Source organism: Vibrio sp. SBT000027 (genome assembly GCF_963894355.1).
Taxonomy (GTDB): domain Bacteria; phylum Pseudomonadota; class Gammaproteobacteria; order Enterobacterales; family Vibrionaceae; genus Vibrio; species Vibrio splendidus.
Genome location: NZ_CAWQGD010000001.1, coordinates 892,670 through 910,301 on the forward strand (window position 1 = coordinate 892,670; position 17,632 = coordinate 910,301).

Sequence of the window (17,632 nt, forward strand, 5' to 3'; positions counted from 1 at the left end):
TTTTTTAATTTGGTTTAACGTTTGATTAAGCATTAATCAACATTTGGTTGATGAACTGATCTAATGCTTTATTTTTAATAATCTGGGCTTCATCCAGTCTTCTACTTTTTATGATGCAGTCGCGATGATTTTTTATGGTCATGCATTTTATCTTTGTGATGTTTATCATGATGACCATCAGAATGGTGATTGACTAAATGCTTATGACCTTCTGGGTCGCCACCATGTTGACCAGAATGAGAGGGTTGATGTTCTCTATATTCTAAATGGTCTTTATTATGTTTATGGGTAACATCTTCTCCATATATACGTTTCATCTTTTCTTTAATAGCGACTTTAGTGTGATTAATTTGATTCGACATAGTTAACTCGTTTATTTGTTTAAGGAACGATGAGAATTATATCGATCGAGAAAATAGATAAATCATGTTCAAATAAAATAGCAATAAAACAAAAATTGAGTGCCGATTGATATTTTTATTTTAAGTGTTTGATTTTTAAGGTTTGATTTTTATTTTATATAAGATTGGGTGGATGTTATATGAGTTTGATTTATTGGCAGTGTCGATAGATAGAATGACCAGACTTAAAAAACAAGGTGAACACATGAGTAAGTATAAAGGCGTTATTGTCGGGTCAGCTCTTTTTATATTACTGTCTTTTGTATTTGGCTTTCATTATGTAAAAGGTGAAATGATCAAAGAGAAGGTCGCTAATTTTAAATTGCCAGCTATATCTGTAACAACGGAAAAAGTAAATCAAGATACTTGGGATAAAATTTTAAAAGTCATTGGTAACATTCATTCTAATCAATCTATTGATGTGACGAGCCAAATGTCAGGCCAAGTAAAAGAGATTCTCTTTACTTCAGGTCAGCAAGTAAATAAGGGTGATGTTCTTATTAAATTGGATGATGCGTTATTGAAGTCCAACTATAAGAGCCAGCTATCCAAAGTTGAATTGGTAAGAGTCGAATTGATGAGAAATAAATTGCTCCTTAGAAATAACAGTGTTTCAAAAAACTCGGTTGATAAGCTACAAGCTCAATTTAATGCTGAAGGTGCAAAGCTGGAATATATTGCTACGCAAATTGACTACATGAAAGTGAAAGCGCCATTTTCTGGTAGCGTTGGAATTCGTAATATCGATGTGGGTGATTTTATTAATTCAAGCACAGCGATTGTCGAGCTAGAAGACAAATCAAAGCAATATGTCGATTTCTCTATTCCAGAGCTTTATTTACACGATGTGAAGGTAGGGCAAGATTTACAGTTTTATTCAGAAGCAACGAACGACGAAGTCTTTCACGGCACGATTTCTGCCATTGAACCGAGCTCAGACAGCAACACGCACAATATCGAATTGAGAGCCATGGCTAACCAAGCTGTGCCGTTAGAAGCGGGTATGTATGTCGACGCTACGTTAATCACATCGGAATCGGACACTATCGTGGCGGTACCTTCTGTTGCGATCAGTTACACCTTATATGGGAACACCGTGTTTGTGTTGGATACGTCGACTAAAAAGGCCAGCGAACATTCGAGCAACAATGCATCACCATTTTACGAGTACAAGGTTGTGCAGCGCACTGTTGAAGTCGGCCCTAAACAAGGTGGCTATGTTGGCGTGGTTTCGGGCTTGAAAGAGGGGGATGTGGTTGTGACTTCAAACCAACACCAACTCAAGAATAGTGGATGGGTTCTGGTTAATAACCAACATCCGCTGATTACTGACAAAAGTACTAAGCAAAGTAACTAGGAAACTCCCATGACATTTACTGATGTATTTATCAAACGTCCAGTTTTGGCTACGGTATTAAGCCTTGTACTGTTGGTGTTAGGTCTTAAAGCCTTTACCTCACTGCAAGTTCGTCAATATCCAGAAATTGAAACGGGCGTTATTACCATTACAACGAGTTATCCAGGTGCCAGTGCATCCAGTGTTCAAGGGTATGTGACGCAGCCACTGCAGGCAGAAATTGCTCAAACAGCGGGCATTGATTACATGACATCGGATAGTGCTCTGGGTAAGTCGGTTATCACGGTTTATTTGAAGCTAGGGTATCCGTCGGATAGTGCTTTGACCGAAATTTTGTCTCTCGTGCAGCAAGTGAAATATAAGCTGCCGTCGGGTGTATTGGACCCGAGTATTCTTAAATCGACGTCTCAATCTCCGATCTTATATGTTTCATTTTCGAGTGACACATTGAAGACGGAGCAAGTCTCGGACTATGTGAGCCGCGTAGTTAAGCCGACTTTCTCTACTGTTGAGGGGGTGTCAAAGGTCGACATATTGGGGCAAGAAGATTTTGCAATGCGAATCTGGCTGAACCCTCAACGACTGGCTTCATATGGTCTGACGGCTGAAGATGTTCAAAACGCGCTTCGTGCAAATAACATTGTGAGTGCGGCGGGCAAGTTGCAAAACCCTTATATCGAAGTTGATATTAACGCTCATACCGATTCAAGTTCGGTAGACGATTTCAAGAATATGGCTTTGAAAGCGCACGACGGGCAACTGGTGCACTTAAAAGATGTGGCGACGGTTGAACTAGGCGCAGCAAACTATGACTCAGACGTTGAATTCAATGGTGTGACTACCGTATCAACGGCGATCAGTAATACGGCAACATCTAACCCATTGACCGTTGTTGAAGGCATTTACGAATTGCTTCCACAGATCCAAGCAGGCTTACCTGAAGGTATTAAAGCGGATGTAATCTATGACTCGACTAAGTTTATCGAAACCTCAATTGATGAAGTAGCAAAAACCTTAATCGAAGCCGCACTGATCGTAGTCATCGTTATCTTCGCCTTTTTGGGCTCAATGCGAGCGATGTTGATACCACTTGTAACGATTCCTTTGTCATTGATTGGCTCTATGTTCTTCATGTTGAGCATGGGCTTCAGTATTAACCTGTTGACGCTGCTTGCCATGGTATTAGCAATATCGCTGGTGGTTGATGATGCCATCGTTGTTGTGGAAAACACCTTTCGTCACTTAGAAGATGGTACCAGCCCAATTAAGGCTGCTATAGACAGTGCTCGTGAAATTGCAGGCTCGGTTATCGCGATGACCATTACATTGGCCGCAGTGTATGCGCCGATTGGTTTCATGGGAGGACTCACCGGCAAGCTGTTTACTGAGTTCGCATTCACTTTGGCGGGTTCAGTACTCATTTCGGGTTTCATCGCCTTAACGCTAACGCCGATGATGTGTTCAAAACTGCTTAATAAATCGGTTCTCGACGGAAAACTGGTTAAGAAGATCGATGCAGTGATTGAAGGCGTAACAGAGCGCTACCGAAAAGTGCTCGAACATGTGTTGAACAACCGTGTTTATATTTGGCCGGTGGTAGGAACGTTACTGATCAGTCTGGTGTTCATGTTTATGAATACTTCATCTGAACTGGCACCTGAAGAAGATCAGGGCGTGATGATTGTGATGGGGCAAGGTCCTGCACAAGCGAATACCGATTACATTCGCCACTTTACTCCGGCTCTTATTGACTCTATCAGCAAGAACGATGAAGTCGAAATGACCATGCTAGATAACGGTTACATGAACAACAATGCGTTCTTTGGTTTGGGTGTTTTGAAAGATTGGGATTCGCGTGACGCAACGGCAAAAGAAGTAATGCAACGTTTCGAAAAAGAGAGTTCTGTATTACCGGGTTTGCAGGTGTATACCTTCTCTCCACCGGACTTGCCAGGCACACCGCAAGGTCTGCCATTCCAGATGGTTCTGAAAACGCCAACGGGCTCTTATCAGGATCTCTATCAGTACGCTGAAAAACTGAAAGAGTACGCACAGAAGAGTGGCAAGTTCATCTATGTGCAAAACGACCTGAATTTTAATAAGCCACAGGTAGAGATTCGCATTGACCGCGATAAAGCGGCTCAGATGAACGTGAACGCACAAGACATCGGTACCGTGTTGTCTCGCTTTATCAGTGAAGGCTTCGTGAATTACTTCTCGATGGATCAGCGCAGCTACCAAGTTATCACTCAGGTACCTAACGAGAACCGTAACTCTTGGGATGACTTAAAGAACTACCACGTACGCTCTAACACCAATGAGATGGTACCGCTGGCGTCATTGATTGAAATTAGTCAATCAGTGCAGCCATCGAAAGTGGATCAGTTTCAACAGCTTAATAGCGCCATGATTGAAGCGAAAATGATGCCAGGAATCAGTATCGGTGAAGCCTATAAAGTGATGGAAGAAGGGGCAGCGAAGATATTGCCTAAGTCTTATACGACGGATACTTCAGGCCAATTGAGACAGTTCCTACAAGAAGGCTCTTCACTGGTTACGACGTTCTTCCTAGCGCTTGTGATTATCTACTTGGTGCTGGCGGCTCAGTTTGAAAGTTTGCGAGACCCACTAGTGGTATTAACCAGTGTGCCATTGTCTATCTTTGGCGCTCTGATGCCACTGTACTTGGGCATTGATACGCTCAACATATACACCGAAGTGGGGTTGGTGACCTTGATAGGTTTAATCAGTAAGCACGGTATTTTGATTGTGGAGTTTGCAAACCAAATGCAACAGGAATTGAAATGTAGCCGACGCGAGGCCGCTATTCGTTCAGCGACTGTTCGAATGAGACCAGTATTGATGACCACAGCTGCGATGGTTGTCGGTGTCGTACCGCTGCTTATTGCAAGCGGAGCCGGTGCTCAAAGCCGTTTCTCGATTGGTTTGGTCATCACGGTTGGTATGTCGGTGGGCACATTATTCACTCTGTTCGTTGTACCAACGATATACACCTACTTGGCTGCGGATCACCGCGGGCAAGAGCAAGAAGTTTAGTCCGTTATCTGGCTGGTTACTTTACGCGGCCAATAAACATAAAAGTTTAATCAACACGAGTCCCATTTTATGAGCCTTATCGCTCAGGGATTCGTGCACTCAAAATTTAGAAAACTAGAGGTTCACATGAAACTACATTACCTATTCCCATTGTTCGTTTTATTCACTGCTGGCTGTTCAAGCAACATGCCAGATAAACAAGAGATCCAGAGCGTCGACTCAAATCATTATTTTATTGATAGCCAGTTTGATGATGATAGGAAAGGCGTTTCTTGGATAGCGAAAGACAGCGCGTCACTTCACTTTAATCAATTTGAATTTACAACCGTTAGCATGAAAAGCTCGGGTGTTGATCAGCATGTATCAAAGGAGGTTCAGTCTCAATTTAAAGCACAGATCCATAAGAAAATGGATGAAAAGTTGGCTGATAAATTACAGGGCTACAAGAACGTAGTTTTGGAGAACAAGGAGCTTGATATTAGCGTGAAGTTATATGATATCAATGACATTCCTGAAGACATGCGTGTGACTGAGTTTATCCCAGTAGGTTCGGTTATCGGCGCTGTAAAATACGCGGCAGGCACTCGTGATCGCTCTATTCGTATATTGGCGAGTGTGGATCTGAAAGATCATGATTCATCTCAGCTCATTGGTCGCCGTATTTTCGTCGTGAACGATAATGGCGTACTTGAGAACGACAAATCAGAAATCACCATCGAGATGCTTGATAAAAACGTTGAGCAAATTACTCAGCAAGCGGTCGACTTTGCGTTTGAAGTGACTTACCAAGATAAAGACCAAGGGTAGAGTTATGCGAGCTCGTAAACAGAACAGCGCGAGTAAACGCCTTGGGGTTGGTGAAAGGCTAGTTGGACACAAAAATACGCTTGCTCTACTGGCTATTGGCCTCGCTGTGAATGCTTCAGCGTATGCCAATACTATTGGTGTTGATGAACGAGCAAGCTATGAGCAATGTATTTTGTCTTCATTGGCCAAAGCAACCAATCAACAAAGTATTGAGTGGTTAAAGCAGCAATGCGCATCCCAAGAAGCCGTTACATCAAACAAAACACCCGAAAATAAGTTCTCGGGTGAAACCAGCGAAGACGGTTTAGACTCCATCAGCGAAAGTGCACTGGAGTCTAAAGTCCCGCGATTGAAGATGGAGTACACAACTGAAGATAACCCGTTTGTTATAACGCCTTATCGTTTGAACTACATTTTGCCAGTGACTCACATGACCAACGTGAATACACAGCCCTATGGAGATGAGCGATTCGGAGGTAAAGCGGATGACCTCAGCGATGAAGAGATCAAACTGCAGTTAAGTTTAAAAATCCCAGTGGTCGATGATGGTGTGTTTAATCAAGCGGACAAAATCTATTTTGGTTTTACGCTCAAGTCATTTTGGCAGGCGTACTCTTCTGATATCTCGGCACCATTTAGAGAGACTAACTATCGCCCAGAGATCTTTTACGAAACGCCTTTGAACATCGAGTCAGCTGATGGTGTGTGGTTCTCGCGCTTAGGTTTAGAGCATGAATCTAACGGACGAACGGCAGAGCTGAGTCGTAGCTGGAACCGCGCTTATGTTGGGCTAGGGTATACCGAAGATGACTTTGCGGTTTATTTCCAGCCTTGGTACCGAATTCCTGAGTCGAGCAGTAGCGATGACAACCCTGATATTCAAGACTATCTCGGTCACTACGAATTGTCTGGTGCTTACAAATGGGATGGTTTTGAGGTTTCAGCATTGGGTCGCTACAACTTTCAAACCGGGTATGGCGGGATACAGACATCACTCAGCTTTCCTCTATATGGCCGGCTTCAAGGGTATGTCCAGTACTACAAAGGCTATGGAGAAAGCTTGATTGATTATGACTACAACAGTGAAAGGATTGGTGTGGGTATTCTGCTAACTAATGCCTTATAGCGGTTATCGCTTTTTTATCAACGATTGAGCGATTAGCGATTACTGATTTCTGTGAGAGAAAAAAACACACCGCCTGAGTAAGCGGTGTGTTTGCTATATTAATAGCTAACGGCTAACGGCCAATAGTTAATAGTTAATAGCCAATAGCTAAGAGCTAAGAGCTAAGAGCTGTTAATCATTGGTTGATACCCAGTTTGGATTCAATCTCGGTGATGTTACTTTTGAAAAACAGTGTTTGAGCGACTTTCAAAACCACAGGGTGGCCAGATTCTAATATCGCTTCATAGTAATACTCTTCCGCCATTGAAGGGTTGCCTTGAGATTCTTCAATTTTTGCCAAGATAATCATAGACATCACACTGTATTCATTCCTCGGAATCAAGCTCAGATAGTATTCGGCTTGGTCAGGGTTATCTTCAGTGAGGAAGTAGGCTGCTAACGCGTCATAGACTCGATAAGAGTTAGCATTGTTCTGAGCATTGAGTAACTGTTTTTTGAATTTCTTATTGAGCGCTTCAACCTGCTTATTCTTATTCTTCGATCTCATTATAAAAATGTCGGCAAGCTCATACATGTAGCGGTTCGACATAACGAAGTGGTTGTCGGGTTCTAGCTCATTGGCTTGGGCGATCTTAGACAAGGTGTCGGTTCTGTCTAACGTCATGAAGGTGAGCCCGAGTGCTTCAAGGGTGAGCTTTAAGGCTTCTTCTTGTTTGGGTAACTCAGAGATTTGCTGCTTCAATATCGATTTTTGAATATCCAAATTAAATGAATCCAATAGATCATCGAGCATTGAACGCATGGTCGTGTGGAGTGAAGCTGGGTCAATCAGGTAATCTCGACCTAGGTGTCTGAAATTAGAAATTCGGTTGAAGTAGGTGATATCAAGGTATTCTCTGTCGCCATCAATTTCACTCTTGAAACTGATCACGTTGGCTGAATTCGGCACCAAGGTTTCATCGACTACGACACGAAAATCGCGATAGGTGGTCAAGTAGCTCATTAATTTATGGATGATCCCACGCTTAAAGGCATCCATCTTCAAGTTGTCATCGATACTTACGTAGATATATCTAGGCTCTAAAGACAAGTAGTGCACAGATTCGTGTGCTTTGTGGACATCTAGGTTTTGACTGTCTGCTGTTTGATTAAGACGATTTTGTTCCGTTGATTGATTTGAGTCAGCGAGTGGTTGGTTTGATTCATTAGCGGCGGTATTTAAACTGCTCAAATCGAAGGCGTCCGATGTAGGACTGGTCGGTTTTAACGTCCACCAAATAAGTCCAAGCGCAATAACTATAGCGCCCCCAAACATCACAGCACGAGACGTTCTTTTCTGAGGTTTATTTTCTGCGATAGGCGCTTGTTTGTCGTTAGCTGTTTTATTTACAGGTGACTGTTGAATGAACTGTGCTGCACTCGAATCGGTATGGCTTGGATCGACATAGCTCGAATCGTTAGGTCTCGAAGTGCTAGGTTGTGGATCGCTAGGTTTCGAAGCGCTAGGTTGCGGATCAACAGGCTGAATAGGTTCTTGTGAAGCAGGTTTTTCTGAGGTTGCATCGATTGAACTCTCTTCAGATTCTTCGAGTACGGTTTTGGCCTCTGAGCCTTGATTGCTTATTAGGTTCTCACCAGTAACCGATTCTGCTTTTGGTTCGACTTGTTGTTTTTTATCCTCATCCAAAACTGGCGATGTATCTGGTGCGTCTGATTGAGTTGAAGGAAAGGAACCAAAAGCATTAGGTGCATGATTTATGTCTGCAACTGACACGGTATTTGTGGTGACACTTGCAGGTACTAAGATCGTTTTGTGGACATCAACATCGAGTTTATAACCGCGTTTGGGCACGGTGATGATGTGTCCCATTGAATGTCGTTCAGCCGCTTTGAGTATTTTACGCAGTTCAAAAATGGCTTGCGTGATCACCTGATCCGTCAAGATTGAGCCATTCCAGACTTCATTAATCAGTTCATCTCGTGAGAATACGATCTTAGGATTTTGGCAGAAAAAGTTGAGTAGCTTGGACAAGCGATTGTCGATGATCACGTCTTCATCATTCATGATGAGTTTGTCTTCATCAGGAATAAATAACCACACGTCGAAAGAGTATTGAATGCGTTCTTTTTTCATAACCACCGAGACTAAGTCATTGTATTAAAATTACTTTAGTAGACATGTTTGGGCAATTCAATTAACCAATGTCTAATTATGATAAGTGGACGTGCTTTTGAGCGGATTAGTGAGAGCCAGCAAAAAAATAAAAATAATATTGAGACTTATTCTCATTTGTTGATCTCGATAAAGGAACGGTTTAAATTGTCTGGTTAGTATCACTACAACATGAATATTATGAGGTTTTTTATGAGTACGGTCGTTGTATGGGGAGCAGGAAGTGGACTGGGTGCTGCAATTGTTGAGCATTTTCACAAACAAGATTATCAAGTGATAGCGATTGCGAGAAACCCAGAGAAGAACACGCGCTTGGCTGAACTTGGTATCACCACACTGCGTTGTGATGCTACCGATAAAGAACAGGTTGAATCTGTGGTCGCTCAGTTACCTAAATCGACACTGGTCGTTTCTAGTATGGGCAGCTTCAGAGCTGACATTCCCGTTGATTACATTGGACACCGACATCTGACTGATGCGCTTGAAGCCAATGGTATTGCTCGATTTGTGCTGGTAACGTCGTTAGGTTGTGGTGACTCTTGGCAGTATTTGTCGGAGCGATCTAGAAAAGGGTTTGGCGCAGCGGTTCGTGAAAAGTCGTTGGCCGAAGCTTGGCTAAACTCGAGTTCTCTGGATTACACCATCTTACGTCCGGGTGGCTTGTTAGACGGCGAGGAGACTGGCAACGGTGAGCTGTCCCAGCAGGTCGAAGTTCATGGTGTGATTTATAGACAAGAAGTGGCGCGCCTTATTGAAGCCTTGTTAACCAATGAAGCGAGCATTGGGCAGACCTATCAGTGTGTTGATCCTACGGTTCAATATGGATAACGCTGTTAAGTCTGATTTTTAGTAAAGCCTTCAAGCTATAAATCTATAAATCTATAAAGCTATAAGCTTATAAATCCCTGAAGTCGTTTAGCTAAACTAAGCGGCTTTTGTTTGCTTCCTCAGTTTTCTCTAATTTCTCTTTTCTCATCTTTTGCTGTCTCTTTCTGCCTTTTTCTCATCTGAGAGTGGCGCTCTCTTAATCTAGATTAAGTTTTCCCTAGTTTATTCTCTGTAGTATCCGCCTGAATCAGTGCCCATGCTTGATGGGTAACTCGCGTAACACGATTTTGAGAGGAAGACACTTGAGCACTTTGTTTACAGAAACCCACATTGGCAAGATGACACTAAAGAACCGCTTCATGAGAAGTGCAACGTGGGAAAATATGGCCACCGAAGACGGGCATATGACAGATAAACTGTACGCTATCTATGAAGAGTTGGCTCAAGGTGAAGTCGGCCTGATCGTGACGGGTTACGCGAACATCGTTGAAGAAGAAAAGCCGAATGCGGGCATGATGGGTATGTATAACGACTCATTCATTGAAGAGTATCAGAAGCTGACTCAGCTGGTGCACGACAACGACTCTAAAATCGTGATGCAGTTGGCTTATGGTGGCACCAAAACCACACATGATCTTGGTGAACGAGTCATCTACGCACCAAGTGAGGTTCCAGAAAAAGGAACTCAAACACTAGGCAAAGCGATGACCAAACGCGAGATCGACTACATTGTTGATGCCTTTGCTCAAGCGTCATTAAGAGCACAGAAGTCAGGTTTTGATGGCGTTGAAATTCATGCAGCTCACACTTACCTGATTAACCAATTTCTAAGCCCTTATTACAACCAACGTGAAGATGAATACGGCGGTAGTTTAGAAAACCGCATGAGATTTTTGTTAGAGATCTATACCGCGACACGTAAGCTGGTGGGTGATGATTTCCCTATCTTAGTTAAACTCACTGCATCGGAGTTTTTTGAAGGTGGTGTCACCTTTGACGAAACACGTATTGTTTGTAAAAAGCTTGAACAAATGGGCGTGGATGGCATTGTCGTGTCAGGTAATATTCATGGCAAAGCAGACACTATGATTGGCGAGTCGCACGATGGTTTTACCATTCAAGCTGAAGGCTACTTCCATGAGTATGGTCACGCGATCAGCCAAGACGTTAATATCCCAGTGATCACGGTAGGTGGTCTAACGGATTTTGATGCTATCGAAGCGATTGCAAACAACACGGGCATTGAGTACTTCGCGCTTTCGAGACCGCTGCTTTCTGAACCCCATTTAGTTAAGCGTTGGAAGGAAGGGGATAGAAGCCCTGTTGAATGCGAACGGTGCTCTAAGTGTCGTACGAAGCGCGGTAACTTCTGCGTGGTGAATAAAGACAGAAAAGCACAGCTTGCACGCATGTAGTCGCTGAGCCCAGCTCCAAGCGAGCTCCGAAGTTTATAGCTGAGTCTAAGTTTGAGCCTGTGTAATCGCGCAGGCTCTTGTTCATTCCGTATTCCACGAAACGAAATTTGAAACCTTATTAATCACATCTTCCTGTCAAATTGGCGCGACTAAACAGTTACACTACGCCTGTAAATTATCCAACCAAGTTATCGATAAAAACTGAGCAAACTTTGAAACTACTTCCTCTTCTTAAGCAACCTCGAATCCACTGACGCCTCTTTAGTTTTAGCGACATTGCTATGATTTAAGCGTGATACTTATTATTCATCCCAGTGAACCGTGTGTTTATAGGGCATTAGTTTGTGCACCTTGGATTTGCATCGTCGAACATTTTTGATAGTTAACGAATAAAACTAAATAGATCATTCAGAGGTAAAAATGCAAAAGAAGCATTGGTCCAAATTCGAGTTGCTGCATGAAGTCGTAACCAACCCCAATATTCATGTAAAAGGTCAACACAGTTATTACAGCGATTGCTGGGATAATGGTTTTGAACAATCGGTAGTGCGTTATTTACACGGCGACGAAGTCAGCCGCCAGTGGGAGCCTCGATGGGAAATCGACGAACTCTATATCGGTGATTATGTCTGTATTGGCGCAGAGGTCGTGATTTTAATGGGTGGCAACCATACCCACAGAGTTGATTGGTTTTCACTGTATCCATTTATGGATGTTATCGACGATGCCTACATTGGCAAAGGTGACACTCACATTGAAGATGGGGTGTGGTTAGGCATGAGAGCGATGGTGATGCCCGGTGTGACGATTGGCGAAGGCGCTGTGGTTGCAGCGAATAGTGTGGTGACTAAAGACGTCGCTCCATACAGCATTGTCGGTGGTTCTCCAGCTAAAGTCGTCAAATACCGCTTTGATGAGTCCGTTATTGACGAACTCATGTCATTCAAAATATACGAGTGGCCCTCAGATAAATTTGAAGCGCTGAAACCGTATTTATGTAACTCAGACTTTTCAAAGCTAAAGCAGGCGATAACGGATTACGACAATTGTTTGTAAGGAGCGCTTGTAACGAGCATTTGTAACGAGCGTTTTTAAGGTACAGGTATAGCCACAGATTTGTGTAGAAAGATCTGTGTCATATTTATATTGAAAAACACGTTAAATCAGTCCGTTACCTTGCAATACTCAACATGGTGTACCAATCTTATTTCATAAGCATGGATAAGGATTGTGTATGCCCGCAAGTTCAATGAAAAACAAAGGGGTGGTGGGGAAAGTCCTACTGCCTTCTTTACTCATAAATCTTCTCTCTCTCGCCGTTCCGTTAACGGTTTTACAAATTTACGATCGTATTTTACCTAACCAAAGTTACGGTACTGCCACTTTGTTGTTGGCGGGTGCAGCGTTGGCTGTTGCCATGGAAGCATTAATCCGGTTTGTGCGTACTTGGCTTTTGTCAGCCGCGGCCAGCAATACCGAGAAAGCGACCTATCAAACCTTGGTTGAAAGAGTAACAACGGCTTCATCAGGCCATCTTCGCCACATTGGTGTTGGCGGCGTGGAAGAGGGGCTGGGCTCAGTATCAAAAGTCAAAGATTGGTATTCCGGTGGTGTGATTGCAGGCTTTATTGATTTGCCTTTTGCATTGATCTTCTTGGGCTTGGTGGCTTACATCGGCGGTGAGCTGGTGGCGATACCTTTGGCAGTTTGGCTGATTACTCTCGGAATCGTTTGGTTATCTTCTATTCGCGTTAAAAGCTTAAGTGAAGAAGCTTCCCAAGATGAGCAGGAGCGAAAAGCGTTCTTGATTTTACTGAGCCAAACCATTCAGGGAATCAAACGCCAGGCTGTTGAGTCTCGAATCTTCAATCAGTTTAAATCCCTCAATAACGTTCGCTCTCAGTCTAAAGCGAGAGAAGAAGAACAGAACGCCTTCGCCCAAGAGTGTATTCAGCTTGCTGCATTAGCCACGTCAGTTTTACTCGTGATTACGGGGAGCTTGTGGGTGTTGGATGGCCAGTTAACCACTGGTGGATTGGCGGCATGTTCTATCTTATCGGGCAGAGCCGTCGCACCTTTAAGTGCTTTGGTGGGAGTTCGAATTAAGCTTAATTCAATACACAGTGCTAATCAGGCAATAGAAAAATTGAGTGACTTATCATTATCGGAATCTTCAGATTCTGAGCAAGTTGAGAACCATTTATCTGACTTTGAGACGTTGGAAATCAAGCAAGCGACCGTTGAAAGGTACGGTGAACTCTCTCATGCAGATGTCACACTGAATAAAGGTGAGTTGATATTGTTAGAGAGTGAGGATCGCCACACCAACAGTCATCTATTGTCGTCGATTGCAGGTATTGATGATCTAAAAGCGGGTGAGTGCTTCATTAACGGAGCTCCAGTTTCAATCGCATCCGTAACCAATATTGTGGCCTACTGTGGCGTTAAAGGGCAGTTGGTGTCGGGTACTATTCTCGACAACTTGTGTGGCTTTGACCCTGAGAAAACGCAAAGCGCCAGTGACTATGCAAAGCGTTTGGGTTTAACCAAAGAGATTACTCGATTACCCGATGGACTAGAGACACAAATTGGCCATACGAGTGCTTCTTTGTTGAGTATGGGTAACGTGAAAATGCTCAATATCGCGGCTCAATTGGCAAGTGATAAACCCATAATCATGTTGGAAAGGCCGGATTCTTCACTTGATTTAGACGCCCTTGGGAATCTAGCTAAGGTGTTGGAGGAAGAAGTAACGGCAGGACGCACGATACTGATGGTGAGCTACCATTCGAAGCTTCGCGAATTTGCTAATCGAATCATTACAGTGGAAAGTCGAGCTATTACGGTCGACAGCGAGAGCAATCAGGAGGCCGTCGTATGAATCGTTTAGATATTGGTAACCCTTCAGGTACGAACAACCGTGCAGATACCAGCGGTCGACAAGAGGTGATGAATCATTTAGAAACCGAGAGCCTTTCCGTTCTTAAGCAGTTGGAAGTTAATGCTAATATCCAGTTGTTCGCACATCAATGGGTTGATGAAAATGGCATTGAATCAATCGACGATATGTTTGCCTTGTTCGACAGGCTTGCACTGCCTTATCGCTTGGTTGCCAACCTAGATGACGTTGGTGAACATAAATTGGTCTTACTGGTACTTGGTGAACATGAGCTGGTCTCTGGTCATTTAGAATCCAAACAATTTGTTGCCTTTAATGCCAATGACGACATTACCGACGTCCCTCAGTTTTGTATTGTTATCGAAGGTCCACCACTAGAGAAGGCTTCTCCTGATTGGGTTGGCGAACGACTACATGCGTTTCGCCCCATTATTCCTAAATTGTTGTTGGTCAGCTTTATTACCAACTTGTTTGCACTTGCCGTCCCCTTCATCACGATGTCGATTTATGACCATGTGATTGGTGGAGATGCGGGGCATGAACTGCAAGGTATCGCCATTGGCGCGGCGTTGTTGTTTGTAATGATGGGTTGGTTGAGAACATTGCGCAGCCGAGTGTTTGCTTCAGTGTCGAACCGAGTAAGTCGTGAGATTTCTCAATCCCTCGTGCAGCGTCTGCTTCGTAATAGCTATGCTCAAAATCAGCAAACAGCTTCTTCTAGTCAGCAAAACCAAGTGATGCTGTCAGAGCGTATTTCAGGTGTGCTATCGGGGCCATTAGGAAATGCGCTGTTTGATCTGCCATTCATTCTTATTTTTGTACTTGCGATAGGTGTTTTAGGCGGATGGTTGGTACTGGTTCCAGTCGTCTCTTTAATCCTTTATTACTTGCTAGCAAAACGCTCAATACGCTCTAGCAGCAAGCGCTCTATGCAATCGACAGTGGCAGGTACGAATCGTCAAAACATGACTAATGAGCTGTCATCCAAGCTTGCCTTTATTCGCAGTGCTGGATTCTCAGAGCACTGGATTCAACGTTTCAAAAAAGCCAATCTTCTTGCTTCAACAGTGACCTTTAATCAATCGGTTCTCCAGAGTCGGTACACCTCGATTTACTATTTCATTGGTGTGGGCTCGACACTCGCCGTGATGGGGTTAGGCATAGGACTTATTTTTGAACAAGTGATGACGCCCGGTGGTTTGATTGCTTCAATGATGTTGATATCTAAGGTGACTGGCCCAGCTCAGGTGTTGGCAAACAGCGCTATGCGTTTTAATAGCTTCAATCAATCCAAGCTGCAAGTGAACCGTATTTTGTCTCAGCCGTCTGAGCGTGAATTCAGTTACCAGCATCACCCGTTACCTGTGGTAGCGCCTAACTTGAAATTAGAGCAAGTGACACTGCGTTATCCTAAACAGAGTCGCCCCGCTTTGAATGGTGTGAGCTTTGATATTGAAGCCGGTGAAATTGTCGCGATTACCGGCCCTTCTGGGAGCGGTAAATCAACATTAATTGAAGTGCTGTCTGGCTTGCAGCCTATCCAAAACGGCATGGTCGAGCTTGAAGGCGTTAACCTCGTTCAATATGATCCGCAGCTTTATCGCCACTGGTGTTTCATTCGAGCCGCATATCCTGATTTGCTTACGCTGAGTATTCGAGAGTGGCTAAACGACGGTCACAAAGTCGAAGATAAGAAAATGATATCTGCAATTGAAATGGTGGGCGGAAAGCGTTGGTTCGAGACATTATCAGGTGGGCTCGATACTTCCATCAGCAGTATTCAGCCGGACAGCCTTTTTGACATGTTGTCTGGCAGCGTCGCGCAGATCCTCATTGACGCGAAAGCGCTGGTTTATGACTACCCAATGTTCTTAATGGATAACCCTGTGCCTGATGCTCACCCAAATGCTAAACGTATATTTGGTGAGTTTGTGCAGTCGAAAAAAGGAAAAGCAACGGTGATCTACACGTCCCACGATCCGGATTTAATCAAGCTTGCCGATAAAGTGGTGGTATTAAATGAAGGTGCAGTGGTTTATGCCGGTCCATTAGAGCCGGAGCAGTCTTCGAAGCAGGAACAGCCTTCAGAGCCTCAAGCTTCTCAAGAACCGCAGTTATCTGAGCAACCGTTATCTCAAGAGCTACAGCCGTCAACTCAAGAGGCGTCTGCTCAACAAAATGCAGCCCAACAAGAACAATCAAAGTCTAAGCAAGGAGTCGCTAATGACTAAACAATCTATCGAGAAGGGCAAGCGCTACGGTGAACTTGTTGAATCACAAAATACGGCTCGTACATTGGCGCTGGCCACATGGTCGGTTGCCTTATGTGTTATTGCTTTTGCCACTTGGTCTGTAGTCACTCAAGTTGATGAAATCGCCAAAGCCAAAGGTGCTGTGATTCCAGAAGGCGAGAAGCAAGTATTACAAAGTGCGATTGGCGGTAAGTTAAAGCAAATTCTCGTTAAAGAAGGGCAGTTGGTTGAGAAAGGCCAGCCGCTTGTTGAGTTTGATGCCACTTTCCAGCGTACCGCCCTTGAAGAGCTAAAGTCCCAACAAGTGACGCTTCTAGCCAGTGTGGAACGTATGAATGCGCTGCTTGAGCAGCGTGAGCCTAACCTTGCTGAGTTTGAGGTCGATTACCCAGAGATCGTCAGCCAACAAAAAGCGCAGCTGAACGCGCAAAAAGCCCTCTACTTCCAAAAGCGTGTGGTGCTTGAGAAAGAGAGCGAGCAAATTGCAGAGCAGCTTCGTAGCGTAGAAAAGGCCTTGCCGAGTTATGAGAAAGAGTTAAATGCGACTAAGCAAGAGTTGAACATACTGGAGAAGGGTTACAAAGCGGGTAACATTTCACGTTTACGTGTGCTTGAAATGCGACAAAAATTGGCCAGTATCGAACAGAAAATCGAAGAAGCTCGTGGTAAGAAGTCGGTATTGATTAGACAAGCTGACAGTAATGACCAAAAAATCATACAGCTTCTGGCGGAGGCGAAAGCTAAAGTGAGCGATGATCGTTCTAAAGCCGTCTCTGACTTGTCAGCCCTGAACGCCAGAGTACGTTCAAGCCAAGCGAAATTGACCAACACCATGTTAGTGTCGCCTCTACAAGGTTTGGTGCAAAGCCTGCCAAGCACGCAAAACGGTGGTGTTATTCAGCCGGGTGGGACAGTGGTTGAAATTGTTCCTGTTGGTGGGAAAGCAGACTTTAAAGCACGTTTGTCGCCAAGAGATATTGGTTTTGTGAGTGTAGGGCAGCCGACTCGTATCAAGATTGATGCGTTTGATTACAGCCGCTTTGGGGCGCTAAAAGGGGCGGTTGAGAGTATTTCACCGACCACAAGTCAAAGTGAACGCGGTGAAATCTATTATGAAGTCGTCGTCTCTGTGGATGTTCCTTATTTCCGTGATAATCCGGAGAGCTTTTCTATCTTGCCAGGTATGACGGGTGAGGTAGATATTACAACCGGTGAGAAGTCCGTTTTCCAGTATTTATGGAAACCGATCTACACCAATGTCAGTGTCGCATTTGGTGAAAGGTAATCGTTATATAGAGTGTTGAGAGTAAACGAATA

General features: G+C 43.9%; 12 protein-coding genes. 10 read left to right on the top strand and 2 right to left on the bottom strand.

Annotated elements, in window-relative coordinates; genetic code table 11:
• Window positions 1–101: 101 nt before the first annotated feature.
• Window positions 102–362: a hypothetical protein gene (locus tag AACU28_RS03795; protein ID WP_017081481.1), complete on the bottom strand. Its 261-nt coding sequence runs from the start codon at window positions 360–362 to the stop codon at window positions 102–104.
• Window positions 363–606: 244 nt separating this feature from the next.
• On the opposite strand from AACU28_RS03795, the gene AACU28_RS03800 reads away from it, so the two are divergent.
• From AACU28_RS03800 to AACU28_RS03815, 4 genes are all read left to right on the top strand, one after another.
• A complete protein-coding gene (locus AACU28_RS03800; RefSeq protein ID WP_259462611.1) occupies window positions 607–1,758 on the top strand; it encodes an efflux RND transporter periplasmic adaptor subunit in 1,152 nt (383 codons plus the stop codon).
• A gap of 9 nt (window positions 1,759–1,767) precedes the next feature.
• Window positions 1,768–4,815: an efflux RND transporter permease subunit gene (locus tag AACU28_RS03805; RefSeq protein ID WP_054542537.1), complete on the top strand. Its 3,048-nt coding sequence runs from the start codon at window positions 1,768–1,770 to the stop codon at window positions 4,813–4,815.
• Window positions 4,816–4,941: 126 nt separating this feature from the next.
• Window positions 4,942–5,622, top strand: coding sequence for a DUF3313 family protein (locus tag AACU28_RS03810; protein ID WP_102537781.1), 681 nt, complete (start codon window positions 4,942–4,944; stop codon window positions 5,620–5,622).
• Between the two features lie 4 nt (window positions 5,623–5,626).
• On the top strand, window positions 5,627–6,748 hold the full coding sequence (locus AACU28_RS03815) for a phospholipase A (protein WP_121602385.1): 1,122 nt from the start codon (window positions 5,627–5,629) through the stop codon (window positions 6,746–6,748).
• Between the two features lie 175 nt (window positions 6,749–6,923).
• Here AACU28_RS03815 and AACU28_RS03820 read toward each other — a convergent pair whose 3' ends face one another.
• Window positions 6,924–8,882 (bottom strand): winged helix-turn-helix domain-containing protein, encoded by a 1,959-nt coding sequence (locus AACU28_RS03820; RefSeq protein ID WP_121602386.1) that lies wholly within the window; start codon window positions 8,880–8,882, stop codon window positions 6,924–6,926.
• Between the two features lie 231 nt (window positions 8,883–9,113).
• On the opposite strand from AACU28_RS03820, the gene AACU28_RS03825 reads away from it, so the two are divergent.
• The 6 genes from AACU28_RS03825 to AACU28_RS03850 all read left to right on the top strand — a co-directional run bounded on the left by AACU28_RS03825 (window position 9,114) and on the right by AACU28_RS03850 (window position 17,600).
• Window positions 9,114–9,749: an SDR family oxidoreductase gene (locus AACU28_RS03825; protein WP_121602387.1), complete on the top strand. Its 636-nt coding sequence runs from the start codon at window positions 9,114–9,116 to the stop codon at window positions 9,747–9,749.
• Between the two features lie 302 nt (window positions 9,750–10,051).
• On the top strand, window positions 10,052–11,164 hold the full coding sequence (locus AACU28_RS03830) for an NADH:flavin oxidoreductase (protein ID WP_121602388.1): 1,113 nt from the start codon (window positions 10,052–10,054) through the stop codon (window positions 11,162–11,164).
• A 420-nt stretch (window positions 11,165–11,584) separates the two neighbouring features.
• On the top strand, window positions 11,585–12,220 hold the full coding sequence (locus tag AACU28_RS03835; protein ID WP_017082045.1) for a CatB-related O-acetyltransferase: 636 nt from the start codon (window positions 11,585–11,587) through the stop codon (window positions 12,218–12,220).
• Between the two features lie 178 nt (window positions 12,221–12,398).
• On the top strand, window positions 12,399–14,045 hold the full coding sequence (locus AACU28_RS03840; protein ID WP_102495052.1) for an ABC transporter transmembrane domain-containing protein: 1,647 nt from the start codon (window positions 12,399–12,401) through the stop codon (window positions 14,043–14,045).
• Complete coding sequence (locus tag AACU28_RS03845; RefSeq protein WP_121602389.1) at window positions 14,042–16,294, top strand: ABC transporter transmembrane domain-containing protein; 2,253 nt, start codon at window positions 14,042–14,044, stop codon at window positions 16,292–16,294. The genes AACU28_RS03840 and AACU28_RS03845 overlap by 4 nt, the downstream gene beginning before the upstream one ends.
• The gene (locus AACU28_RS03850) at window positions 16,287–17,600 is read left to right on the top strand and encodes an HlyD family type I secretion periplasmic adaptor subunit (protein WP_017077554.1); all 1,314 of its coding nucleotides are present in this window, start codon (window positions 16,287–16,289) and stop codon (window positions 17,598–17,600) included. The genes AACU28_RS03845 and AACU28_RS03850 overlap by 8 nt, the downstream gene beginning before the upstream one ends.
• Window positions 17,601–17,632 lie beyond the last annotated feature (32 nt).